The organism is Cytobacillus oceanisediminis (genome assembly GCF_007830235.1).
GTDB lineage: Bacteria > Bacillota > Bacilli > Bacillales > Cytobacillaceae > Cytobacillus > Cytobacillus oceanisediminis.
Genome location: NZ_VLKI01000001.1, coordinates 339892 through 352653 on the forward strand (window position 1 = coordinate 339892; position 12762 = coordinate 352653).

The window sequence follows — 12762 nt, forward strand, 5'->3', positions numbered from 1 at the left end:
GATTATTGCTTGTTATAGCGGTCCAATCCTTTTTGGTAAACTTTCATTAATTTATCGAGTCCCATATCATTCAATTGCTTCACATACGCATCCCATTCTTTTTCAATACCGCCCTCGACCAACCATTGCGCTTCTTTCTGTTTCACAAATGCTTTAATTTCAGGCTCAATCGTATTAATCACTTCCAGTTCTTCAGGACTAAAGAAGATGGATGGGTAATTTTCCTGTACCATATGCGGTTTGTAATACTGATCAAGTATTTGCAATCTTTCCTTCGCTCTTGGCTCCATATCTACCACTTTTCCAAAGTGTTCTTTTAGAACGGCAAACGGACCGCCTGGAGCAACCTTTTGACGCAATTCACCCATAGCCACGCCAGCAGGAAGCTCTTTATTCACTAACATGCCATTGGCATCTTCCTCGTAAATTTCACCGATTGGTCCCCAGTTAATTTGCGCAGACATTTTTGGCTCATACAATTGGTCAACCCAGCGCATCGTAATCTCAGGATTTTTGTTCGTCGAAGTAATGACAAAAGCATCTCTTCCATATTCAGAGTAATTGGAACGTCCAATGACGATATTGCCATCCTTCCCTTTTAAAGGAGGCATAACGACGTAGTCTTTCACTCGATCAGCACCAACTACTTCCGTATTTTCCCACCAAATGAATGAGCCTAGGGTTGGATCCTGTGTTTTCCCTTTAGCAAATAGCTGCTCCGTCTTTTGAGTTACAACCTCAGGGTCAATTAAACCTTCTTTCACCCATCCGTTATAATACTTAATCGCTTCTTTAAATTCTGGCTGAACCGCTGCATAGATTACTTTTCCATCTCTCACGACGCGGTGATCCGCTTCAAATGGTGCATCCGGCAGGCCAAATAATCCGATTAAATCCCCTTCATTCCCGCACCAGCCGTTATACCAGAAAGTCAGGCCAATTTCATCTTGCTTTCCATTTCCATTCGGATCTTTTTCCTTAAATGCTTTTAGCACATCATGGTATTCTTCTAAGTTGGTTGGCATTTCAAGGCCTAGTTTTTCTAACCATGTTTTATTAATGAACATAATGTTAGGCATTCCGATAAGATCCATTTCTTCAGCACGTGGCAAGGAATAAATATGACCATCAGGTGCGGTTACCACTTTTTTTAAATCGGGTCTTTGTTCGAACAGCTTCTTTAAATTAGGAGCATATTCGTCAATTAACTCCTCTAAAGGTATAATGGTTCCGTTTTGGCCATATTGAACAAGGTCATGATCACTAAATCCAGAGGCATAAAAGGCATCTGGCAGATCACCGCTTGCCAGCATTAAATTTTTCTTTTCTTGATATCCATCGCCAGGGATATTATTCCATTTTATTTTTACGTTCGTTGCTTCTTGAAGTCGGTCAAAAATGACCATTTCTGAATAGTCAGGTGCTAAAGGTGCCTTTGGTGAAACAATGTGTAACGTAACTTCTTTGTCGACAACCGGTAAGCCTGTTTCATTAAAGACAGCCTTTTCTGCTGGATCTGTCTTAGCGGAGTCGTTGTTAGAGCATCCTGTCATTGCTAATGAAGCACTTAACCCTAATACCAATGCCATGGAAACTTTCTTTTTGTTACTCTTCATTCTTTTCTTCATCGATTTAAGCATTGATTTTCCTCCTCGTTTAATAAAAAGTCTTCTATTAACCTTTAATTCCGCCAATCATAACACCTTTCACAAAATACTTTTGGACAAATGGATATACGATTAAAAGCGGAATAGAAGCTACAATAATCACACCGTATTTAATTAACTCTGAGACTCGTTGCTTCGCTGCCAATGAATCCAAGTCACTGATCATCATCGTGGATGCTTCATTTTGAATTAAGATGTTTCGTAATATTAATTGAAGCGGATATAAATTTTCATTATTTAAGTAGATTAATGCATCAAAGTAAGAATTCCAGTGTCCAACTGCATAGAATAACACCATTACTGCGACAATTGGTTTGGATAGCGGCAGGACAATCTTCCAGAAAAACTTGGCATCGGAACAGCCGTCCATTTTGGCTGCTTCTAGCAGCTCGTTAGGAATGGAAGTCTCGAAAAAGGTTTTCGCTACAATCACATTCCATACGGCTACAGCCTTAGGCAAGATTAATGCCCACATTGTATTAAGTAAACCTAAATTTTTTACTACTAAATAAGTAGGGATTAAACCGCCTGAGAAAAACATCGTCATTAGAAACAAGAACATGATCACATTTCTTCCATATAAATCTTTTCTGGATAAGGCATAGGCTGCCATTAGGGTAAAAGAAACATTTACGATTGTTCCAACAACTGTATAGACGATAGAGTTCTTATAACCCAGCCATATCTTGTTATCCTGAAAGATCCGTTCATATCCTTCGAACGTAAGTTCTTTTGGCAGCAGCCATACCTTACCATCGTAAATCATATTGGGATCACTAAAGGAAGCAATCACGATAAAGTACAAAGGATAAACTACCAATATTAAGATGATTGCAACCAAGAAGACATTAATAATATCAAACACCTTATCTTCCTTTGACCTTCTTGTAATCTTCTTATTTTTCAAAGCTAGTAAGCCCATTTTTCCTGCACCTCCCTTACCATAAGCCTGTACCGGATAATTTCTTCGCGAACTTATTGACTGCTATTAATAAAATTAAGTTAATCACTGAATTAAACAATCCAACTGCGGCCGCAAAACTATATTGCGCCTGCTGTAAACCCATCTTATAAACATAGGTTGGGATAATTTCTGCTGCCGGCTGGTTCATCGGTGTTTGTAAAAGATAGGCTTTTTCAAATCCAATATTCATAATGTTGCCAACTGATAAAATTAATAGAATAACAGCCGTAGGCATAATGGCTGGAATATCCACATGAAAGATCCGCTGCCACTTATTAGCCCCATCCATAACCGCAGCTTCATGCAGTTCCGGACTGACTCCTGCTAAAGCTGCCAGATAAATAATGGCAGCCCATCCTGTTTCTTGCCAAACACCAGAAGCGATATACAATGGTTTAAACCATTCCGTTTTTGCCATAAACGAAATCGGATCGCCGCCGAAGATCAGGATTAAGTTATTAATAAGTCCATTGTTTGAAAAGAAAACATAGATCATACCTGCTAATACAACCACTGAGATAAAATGCGGTGCATAAACTACGGTCTGAACGAAACGTTTGTATTTTTCACTCCTAATTTGATTCAACATAAGAGCAAGAAAAATCGGAAGCGGGAAACCAACGATTAATTGAGTAACGCTGAGACCAAGCGTGTTTTTTATAAGGGTCCAAAATTGATAGGAATCGAAGAATCGCTCAAAATGCTTAAATCCGACCCAAGGACTTCCCATAATCCCTTTTGTTGCCACAAAATCTTTAAAAGCAATTAATACTCCATACATCGGGACATAATGGAATACAATAAAATAAATTAATGCCGGTAAAAGAAATAAGTAGAGCTGGTAATTACTCAAGATTTTTTTTAACTTTATTCTTTTTTTACTTTGGATAGGTGAATCAATCACATGATTTGCCTTCCTTGCCAATTCCATCCCCTTACCCCGCTTTCATGTATTTTTTTGTTAAATTATAACTAAGATTTAATAAATCCCTTACTCTTGCATTCTGTTGAAACGTTTCCAATATGATTTTAAAAAAATATAAAAAGCTTATTTGTTCTCATTCTTTACTTAAAAAGGGCTAGATAAATCCCCTGTTCCAACACATTAATTGAAACGTTTCCAATTAAAAAATAATGTTATAACGGAAACGTTTCCAACCTAGGGTTAAAAAATTCTAATTGTTAAGTCGTCTCTCCTTCTCTGAACATGACAGGGATTCGATAAATCTCTTGCTCCAGTGTTTTTCCTTCAATCTTTCTTAAGAGAAGTTTCACAGACATTCTGGCCATTTCTTCAACAGGCTGTCGGATTGTTGAAAGAATCGGGTGAAACAGCTTATTATCTTGAATTCCATCATAACCGATTACTTTTACATCCTCAGGAGTTCGCGTTCCGTATTGTTTAGCTTTATCAATATATTTTGCGGCTAATAGATCAGTATTAGCAAATACCCCGGAAATATGGCGATGTTCTTTTATTTTAAAGAAATTTTCGAAATATTCATCGTCATTATAAACAGTATCATTCTCCTCATAAATGATATATTCAATCCCTTGGGCCTTTGCTTCATCGATAAATCCTTTTTTCCGAAGTTCGACCTCACTGTATGCAGAACTAGTGATACCAAGATACGCTACTTTTTTTGCTCCTGCCTTTATTAGTTCTTTTAAGGCAATGCGGCCGCCAGTATAGTTATCTGAAGTCACACATGTGATTTTTTTTCCAAAATGGCGGTCAATGCTGATGATCGGAATATCGGTGCTTACACTATCTTCGATGTCATTGTAAGTGATTCCAATAATGCCTGCTACTTTATTCTGATTGAGCATGTCTAAATAATAAAGCTCTTTGTCAGGCCTGCCTCCGCTATTGCAGAGCATCAATTTATACCCTTCCCGATCAAGCTCATCTTCGATATAATAGGCTAGTTCCGAGAAAAACGGATGCCATATACTAGGGAGTAATAATGCAACCATTGTTGATTTTTGCATTTTAAAGTTTCTTGCCACTTCATTAGGTATGTAATTTAATTGTTTGATCGCAGCATTCACTTTCTCCCGTGTTTCGTTCCTTACATTCGGATGATTGTTAATGACTCGTGAAACAGTGCCAACTCCAACTCCCGCCAGGTCTGCAACATCTTTTAAGCTTGGCACTACAACTACCTCCAATATTAAAGCGATTTCATAAACTTATGATATCACTTCGTTGGAAACGTTTCAACGGTTTTTTAAAAAAAATTAAAATATTCAAAAAACGGCTGAGGATATTCCTTCTCAACTATTTTCCCTTTCAGATATGCTTGAATATTATCCTCCTTTAAAGATCTTAATAGGTCAGTATAACCCCACCTAACATCTCTACTTCAACATTCGGACTATAAATTTCTTTTATCCTGTTTTTCCCTTAACTACCTTTCTTCATTGGGAGAACTAAAAAATGCTTTAATAATTAATTTACTGCCTATTTTTCTAATTGGTTGTGCTCTAATGATAGAGATTATTGACGAATTTTTCGGAAGTGTCCCATAGAAGATAAGAAGCACTCCGTACTGGAAGCTGCCCTTAGGTGTCCATTGGAAATAAACGGTCCATCTTCAACATATTTTTTAGAAAATTGTTATCTTTGGCTTCTTAAAGCATAAACATCAGTATCGAGCACCGGAAAAGAGGGAGAGCCTTGTCCTTTATTGGATTTGAACTTATATCAAAAAGAGCATGGTCTGTTTTGCCGGGCCACACTTTTTCCATGTCCATTTTATGGAACAAAAAAAAGCTCTCTTCATCAATCGGAAGAGACATCTATCACGAATCCGGAATGATCCTCCCTGAGAAAAGAATTGCAGCTACTGGGAGGATCCACCATCTATCCGAAAATACAATAAACCGCTTTGAACCTTTGCAAACAGCCTCTTGTAAGCTCGTTAGCCGTCCAGAATCCCCCCTGGTTGATCTTAAAATTGAACTCTTAGTGCCAAACAAAGGGATTATGGAGCCTATTGAACGAACGACCGTTCTATACTTATGGCAAAAGGAAAACAATCTTACAAAAAGAACAGTACTCTACTTAGACCCTCAACCAATACAAAGAACCCCACCAAATCAATTTTACATGGATCTTTCTTTTATGATCACCAAAGTGTAGAACGGTAAAGAGGCTAATCTGCCGCCTTAAAACCAAATAATACCGCTGAATAACTTAGATTTATTTCCAGCCATAAAACGGCGGTGCCTACAGCTCATTTTTTCTATAAACAACCATAATTTACTTATGATTTTCACATCTCATTCTCTTAAACTAATATCGGCGTTAAGAAATAAACAATTAAAAAGGCTGTAAATATTCGCATGACGATTCCTAATACAGCTGCTCCCATTGCTTCTTTTTCAGTTAGTTCAGAATTAGCTGCCCATATAACTGGGATTTGACCAAAGATAGTAGACAGGGGTAAACCGGATGATGCCAGCACGAATGATCCAATTACCAAACGCGGATCCAAAGATCCGGCAATCTCTGATAACTGGCCCATTGCCAGCGCCGGGCTAGCTAATATGGAAAGAATACCGGTTTCAGGATGAATATTTAAAGCTAACAATACTGTCGACAAGCCGGATTCAAATTTTGACCAAATCCCGATATAGTCCAAAACACCAATACCAGCAAAAACGACTGCTGCAGCAGGAATAATAAGAAGGAATAGAAGCTCTGCTCCCTCCCGGGCTGCATTAAATAATGTAGGCAGAAATCCAGTATTGGGTGTAAATTGAGGCAATTTTTCAATTTGAACAGCCCTCGTATCCCGATAAAGGGTTCTAGATAGAAGAAAAGGGACAATGATGACAGGCATAAAAACCGCTAACACAACAACGACAAAGGCATTAGCCCCAACAGCGGTTAAAGCAACCATACCTAACATGAATGTAGCAAAGGATTGCTGCGATTGAACCATGGTTGCTACTGCTATCTTTTGCTCTGCTTTTGTTGCTCCCGAACGGATTAAAATCGGTCCGGCAATTTTTCCAGCTGCATTAATATCACCAAGAATATTATAGATACTTGGAATGATAACAGCTGAATTAACTTTCATCAGCTTTGTAACAGGGATAAAGATCCGAATTAATGCATCAGTGAACCCTAACCTTTCCAGTACCCGGCCAATAATGACACTTACCATAATGGAAACTCCAACCGTGCCGGTTAAAAATACCTCTACGATAATGGGGAAAACGTTATCGATAATGGAAGTAAATAAACCAGCTAATGTTCCTGGTGTGATTAACAATACTAACAGTGAGATTATGACTAAACCAAGACCTACTACTTCGATTTGGGTCCATCTTCTAGTTAAAGGAATCGGGGCACTATTCTCTTCTATTTCTAAATTTTTTTGTACTAAGGATTTAACCTCACTCATCTACCTGCACTCCTTTTTTATAGTGTATTAACAGCCGTTTTTTTCAATAGATAACCAGCAGCCATTTCTTCAGCATATTTCTTTAAATGAGGAGATCCCATTTCATTTAGGGATATGCTTGTCACACGTTCTCGAAAAACAACGACTTCAACACCAGGCAACAACATGTCTAAGGCATAAGCTAAAGGTAAACCATTTTCGAGTATTTCTAACACATGGCAGTTACCAATAATAAAATTAAGTCCTAACTCCTTAGCCGTTTCAATAAGTGGATGTCCATCATAAACCCGGCTAATGGAAGCGAGAACTGTGTCAGCCTCCGGGTGTTCTTGGATGACTTGACGCAAATGGTCAGGGGAAAACCCCGTGTGCGGGAAAATGTGCACAATATTGTTCACAGGGCTGGTTTCTTCTCCATGAACAATTCGCCCGCGTGTCACTGTACTCGTTTCAGTCAGAGATGAACTATTGCGTATTTCCTTTTCGGTATGTAATAGTTCCTCTTCATCTCTTAGACCCATAAAATTGTCCAGCCGGGTTAAAATATCTCCGAGTGTGTTCACCTCTGGGAGTGCTTTTCCTACATATAAAATATTTCCGTGTACTCCTCCATAAGAAACTTCTGTCCGGTATACCTTGTGGCCGTGCAAGAAAGGGATTCCGGGATGCAATCCATGAAAAGCTTCATGCAATTCAAATGCAGCTATATGATAGAGGTCGAGATAGTTTTTCAAAATGACCCCACCTGAATTAGCTGCTTCAGCTATCGGATGATGAGCAACAATCGCATCGACACCAGTAGCGCCGGCAAGTTCGATACTTCCTTCTGTCATTGTCATAGCAACTGCTATTTTTTTTACTTCTTTTTGCATTTCACCATAGACAAGACCAGGCGTTTCAATGATCTCTTTTCCGGGAATGTTGGAAGATTTCATGATGACAAAGGGATGCTCACCTCTCGTAATATCATTTAGTGATTTAATCACTCTCCCCCCTGTAAGCTCATCCAGCGCATTCAATACATCTTCTACTGTTTTCATAATGTTGCCTCCTTATTATTTTTATAAAAAAAACCGTCAGCACAAATCAAACAGACGCTAGTCTGAAAGATTGTACTGACGGTTTTTATGCACTCTTAAGAGTTCAATGGACCAGTCACCTTTATTTAGTTTTATACCCTGGAAATATAGGCACTTGTATCTTGATCCAGGGTAATAATCGTACCTGAAAGTTCAGTAACAGGATCATAGTCCTTTAAAATAGAAAGTACCTTCATCCCATATTTTTCTTCCAGGACATTCCTTAAATGTTCCTTATAACTATCTATGATGGCAATGTCAGTCATTCGGGTTACAAAGCGATTAATCTCGTCCAAATGTTTAAGAGATGGAATTCTCTTATGATAGGCGAAAATTAATATCTTATCCCCCAAAAAGTCGATTCTTTGACTTTTGACACCAATGTTAAACAAAAGAAGGTTGATATTGTTATAGTCCTTAATAAGTTCCTGTTTAAATGGGCCAGCAGTCCAACTCATTTACTCACACCATCTTTTTGAAATTTCAGAATCATTTGATAAATAGAATTTATCATAGTTAATACTATCTGTAAAGTGTTTATATTAAAAAATATATGTTACTAGATAAAATTTTGCACCCCGATACAATTAAATCTCTACCTTCAGAGGTCCGGCACACTAGTCACCTGGACACTACTCATTCCGCCTACTTTCTAAGGTTTTTATTGTTACGCTTCATTAAGCAATTTTTCCTCTGACTACAACCATCTTTATACTTTCTAAATTACTTAGACACTCAAGCGGATTTTCTTTAAGCAATATCAAATTCGCCTTGTACCCCTCTTTAATTTGCCCGACGTCACGTCCTAAAATTTTCCCTGCATTAACTGTTGCTGTTTTTAGCACCTTTTTCGCATCAGAAACAATCTCATACATTGTATACAACTCATCTAGCAATGCCCTGTGAGATGTGCATGGTGAACCAGCATCCGAACCGGCACCAATCAAGATATTCCGGTTGAAATAAGATTCAAATGCATTCCGATGAATGTTGACGATTTCCTCTGCTTTATCCCGTGCATAAGAAGGAATCCCTTCCTGTGTAGCAATTTGCTTATAGACGAACAACGTTGGAATCCAGGCGGTATTCCGCTCTTCCATTAAGGCAACTAGTTCATCATCCAGAAAATGGCCATGCTCAATCGTATCTACACCCGCAAGTATCGAATTAAGTATCCCATCACGGCCAATCGCATGCGATGCTACTTTGAGTCCAAAACGATGCGCCTCTTTACAGATGACTTCTTGCTCTTCCAGGCTAAGCTCTGCATTGCCGACTTGTTCCCCTTCTACTCTTCCATAGACTCCGCCAGTAGAACTTACTTTAATCACTTCAGCACCCTTAAAAATTTGTTCACGTACACCCTTTAAAGCCTCTTCCTTCCCATCGACAAATCTTGCCCAGAACGGATCATGCCCTCCTGTCATGGTTAAAGTTTTTCCGCTGGCAATCACATCAGGACCTGAAATGAGCCCCCTTTTGATCCCTTTTGCAACATGCAGAGCAATATCATCAACTGAGCCAATGTCCCTGACAGTCGTTATTCCGTGTTGAAGATATGTTTGACAATTTGCAACAGCCCTTATCAGCATCTGCTCATAGCCTTCTGTTTGGGAGGTTTGAACTGGATTTAATGAACCGTCCCACATCATATGAATATGTAAATCTATTAAACCTGGAGCTAGAAACCCTTGATCTCCATCGATTACCTTTACGTTGGCTGGCAGCTTGGATTCAGGAATAATTTCTTTTATCAAACCGTCCTTTATCCAAAGAGCTAAACCCTTCTTACATTCCAATTCTTCGCCATATAATAGTTGTACATTTGATATCACAAACTCCATCACATGTTCCTCCTATCACTTTAAAAGGAAGAAGTGTGAACTTCTTCCTTTTAAGTTTGATATTTGAGTTAAAAAAGCAGAGACTCCATATCACGCGGGTATTCTGTAATTAAACGACATCCATCAGGTGTAATAAGAACAGTATCAGAGTGTCTAAAACCGCCAACCCCCGGTATATAAATCCCAGGTTCAATCGAGAATGCCATTCCTTCCTCTACCACATCATGATGGTCATAACGCAAAAATGGCTGCTCATGAGCTGATGCACCTATCCCATGTCCAGTACGATGAATAGCATATTTTTCAAGTCCCGCCTTTTCAAACACTTGACGGGCAACACTATCTACCTCTGAAAATTTTACACCTGGTTTAATAAAATCAATCGCACGCTGCTGAGCTTCTATTGCAGCTTGAAACGCCTTTTCTTGTTCAAATGTGGGTTTCCCAACAATCACGGTTCTCTCTAATTCCGCACGATACCCATTTAGCCCAACCTGTCTGCTGTGAATAATGACATCCCCAGCTTCTATTTTTCTTGTGTTGGAAAAAACATGCGGCATAATGCTTCTTTTTAAGCCGGAAGGTGACATAACAACAATATCTATAACCGAGTCAGGATACTTTGCAGCAGTTGCTTCAAACAGTGCCGCATTTCCCGCTGCATCTATTTCCATTTCTGTAATTCCCGCTTGAATCTGCGCTAATGACTTGCTTACTGCCAGGTTCACTAATTGTCCGGCCAGCTCCAGCATGTGAATTTCTTCTTCATCTTTGATAAATCGCATTTGATAAATGAATTGCCCGATGTCAACTACCTGATAGCCTGATTCCTGAAGATAGAGAAGAACCTCACCCGGAATAAAGGCTAAATCCACCCCAATTTTTGATGAGTCAGGATTTTGTTTAACCAATGCCCTTATATGCTCAATATGCGATGTCTCATCCCTGCCAGCCCCAGGATGTTCAAAATACACTAGAACATCATCCACGTGTGAGTGTTCTAGTGCATGCGTTTCTTCAAGGCCAGGTACAATCATTGCTGTCTTTTCCTGTAAATGAAATATGATTGGCCGGGAGTATATGAGAGCTTTAAAATTCGTTAAGTAAAATTGATGGTCAGGATTAAATACAAAAACAGCAGAAATGGATTGATCCTTCATAAACTCTTTTAATCGATTGATTCGTTTCGTTGAATCCACTTTTTCCAACCCCTTTTTAAAAATATTAGCTTGGATGATTATTCGTAAGGTCTGCTGTGACATTTTTATTTCTAGTAGCCAAACTTACAATAATGAGTGTTAAGACCGATAATGGAAGGGCAAACAGGACACTATTCCAATCTAAAGGCCGATCAAGTCCGATTTCCCATAGCATGGTTGCAGAACCTCCCATAATCATGGAGCTGATGACGCCTGCTTTTGTCGCATTCTTCCATAATACAGTTGCAAGAATGGCAGGAGTTAAGGACGCACCATACATCGTATACGAATACATTTGGATGGCTAGGACGCTTGGGAAGAATTGCCCTAATACATACGCAAGGACACCTAATACCACGACAATGACACGGTTGTACCATAAAAGTTTACTTTCTGAGAGTTTACTTTTACTTGAACGCTGGATTAAGTCACTAACAATATTCCCTGATGCTGATAACAGGTAAGAAGTGGCTGTTGTAATAATGAATGCAACCGCTGAACAAAGAATAAGCAATCCGACTACAAGGGGTACACCATCAATCGCAAGTGATAAAATGGCTGTATCAGGTTTAATGGCGGGAAAAAGCACAATAGAGGTAGTTGCCAGAATGATCGTTAAACTAATGACAAAAATACTGCCAACAAAAAAACCGATAGTGGATTTCCGGGCTACGTTCGGATCTTTCGCAGCGGAAAATCGCTGATACATGTTTTGATCACCTAGAACGAGTAAAAACAATGGCAGGAAGAAACCGAGAAGCTGCGGAAATGATAAGCCGCCATTCCAGGATTTATTCGTCTCAGGCAAAGATAGAGCTAATCCTTCAAAGCCTCCCACAGCATTCAAGGCAAAGGGAACCCCGAAAAGAAAGCCAATGATAATTAAAATGGCACTAAGTGCATCAGTATACGCAACCGAAAATAGCCCGCCGCTTACAGTTAAGAAGATGACTAGACCACACATAATGATGGCGCCAACTTCCAATGGAATGCCGGTGGTTAATTGCAGCACATATGCTCCACCTGTAAACTGGTAGGCTGTTATTCCGACAAATGCAAAGATGATAATAATAGATGATATATAAAGAGCTGCTTTTCCAAAGCGCCTTTCCAGAAGTTCTGGTACTGTATAGATTTCAATCTTTCGAATCTTAGAAGCTATAAAATATAAAATGATAGCTCCAACAATTCCGCCTGAAAGATTAAAAATAGCTGCAAACGGTCCGTATTGGTAAATAAAGCTCGCTCCGCCGACTACAGTTCCAGATCCGACAAACGTTGCCAGAAGAGTACCCATTACGACGAATAGCGGCAAGCTTCGGCCTGCAACCATGAAATCTTCACTGTTTTTCACAGATTTTTTTGCGAAATACACACCAATCAACGCCATCAGAATCAGATAAAGAACGACTGCGACTAAATAAATGTTCAATAATCTCACTCCTTTTACTATTTTTATATAAGGCTGTGTGGAAGCTTAATGCTGATTTAATCTTGGAACAGTGATTCATGTTTCCTAATTAATATTGAAGGATGTATACAAGGGAGACTCCACAATTGCAGAGCCCCGTTGCAGTTTCTATTACAGCTTACT

Annotated in this window: 11 protein-coding genes; 1 reads left to right on the top strand and 10 read right to left on the bottom strand. The window is 39.1% G+C overall.

Features of this window, described 5'->3' with window-relative positions; all coding sequences use genetic code 11:
* Nucleotides 1–2 precede the first annotated feature (2 nt).
* From IQ19_RS01585 to IQ19_RS01600, 4 genes are all read right to left on the bottom strand, one after another.
* A complete protein-coding gene (locus IQ19_RS01585; RefSeq protein ID WP_242020856.1) occupies nucleotides 3–1640 on the bottom strand; it encodes an ABC transporter substrate-binding protein in 1638 nt (545 codons plus the stop codon).
* Nucleotides 1641–1674: 34 nt separating this feature from the next.
* Entirely contained in the window at nucleotides 1675–2589 is a 915-nt protein-coding gene (locus tag IQ19_RS01590) for a carbohydrate ABC transporter permease (protein WP_144539234.1), read from the bottom strand.
* A gap of 16 nt (nucleotides 2590–2605) precedes the next feature.
* Nucleotides 2606–3562 (bottom strand): ABC transporter permease, encoded by a 957-nt coding sequence (locus IQ19_RS01595; protein ID WP_144539235.1) that lies wholly within the window; start codon nucleotides 3560–3562, stop codon nucleotides 2606–2608.
* 251 nt (nucleotides 3563–3813) lie between these two features.
* A complete protein-coding gene (locus IQ19_RS01600) occupies nucleotides 3814–4788 on the bottom strand; it encodes a LacI family DNA-binding transcriptional regulator (protein ID WP_144539236.1) in 975 nt (324 codons plus the stop codon).
* A 523-nt stretch (nucleotides 4789–5311) separates the two neighbouring features.
* Here IQ19_RS01600 and IQ19_RS01605 point away from each other — a divergent pair.
* Nucleotides 5312–5776 (top strand): hypothetical protein, encoded by a 465-nt coding sequence (locus IQ19_RS01605; RefSeq protein ID WP_144539237.1) that lies wholly within the window; start codon nucleotides 5312–5314, stop codon nucleotides 5774–5776.
* 148 nt (nucleotides 5777–5924) lie between these two features.
* Here the strand turns inward: IQ19_RS01605 and IQ19_RS01610 are convergent, their stop codons facing one another.
* The 6 genes from IQ19_RS01610 to IQ19_RS01635 all read right to left on the bottom strand — a co-directional run bounded on the left by IQ19_RS01610 (nucleotide 5925) and on the right by IQ19_RS01635 (nucleotide 12600).
* Complete coding sequence (locus IQ19_RS01610) at nucleotides 5925–7046, bottom strand: hypothetical protein (RefSeq protein ID WP_144539238.1); 1122 nt, start codon at nucleotides 7044–7046, stop codon at nucleotides 5925–5927.
* A gap of 17 nt (nucleotides 7047–7063) precedes the next feature.
* The gene (locus IQ19_RS01615; protein WP_144539239.1) at nucleotides 7064–8086 is read right to left on the bottom strand and encodes a Nif3-like dinuclear metal center hexameric protein; all 1023 of its coding nucleotides are present in this window, start codon (nucleotides 8084–8086) and stop codon (nucleotides 7064–7066) included.
* 131 nt (nucleotides 8087–8217) lie between these two features.
* Nucleotides 8218–8583 (bottom strand): Na-translocating system protein MpsC family protein, encoded by a 366-nt coding sequence (locus IQ19_RS01620; protein WP_144539241.1) that lies wholly within the window; start codon nucleotides 8581–8583, stop codon nucleotides 8218–8220.
* 219 nt (nucleotides 8584–8802) lie between these two features.
* Nucleotides 8803–9969 (bottom strand): metal-dependent hydrolase family protein, encoded by a 1167-nt coding sequence (locus IQ19_RS01625; protein ID WP_144539243.1) that lies wholly within the window; start codon nucleotides 9967–9969, stop codon nucleotides 8803–8805.
* 68 nt (nucleotides 9970–10037) lie between these two features.
* Complete coding sequence (locus IQ19_RS01630) at nucleotides 10038–11168, bottom strand: M24 family metallopeptidase (protein ID WP_144539245.1); 1131 nt, start codon at nucleotides 11166–11168, stop codon at nucleotides 10038–10040.
* 25 nt (nucleotides 11169–11193) lie between these two features.
* A complete protein-coding gene (locus IQ19_RS01635; RefSeq protein WP_144539247.1) occupies nucleotides 11194–12600 on the bottom strand; it encodes a sodium:solute symporter family protein in 1407 nt (468 codons plus the stop codon).
* Nucleotides 12601–12762 lie beyond the last annotated feature (162 nt).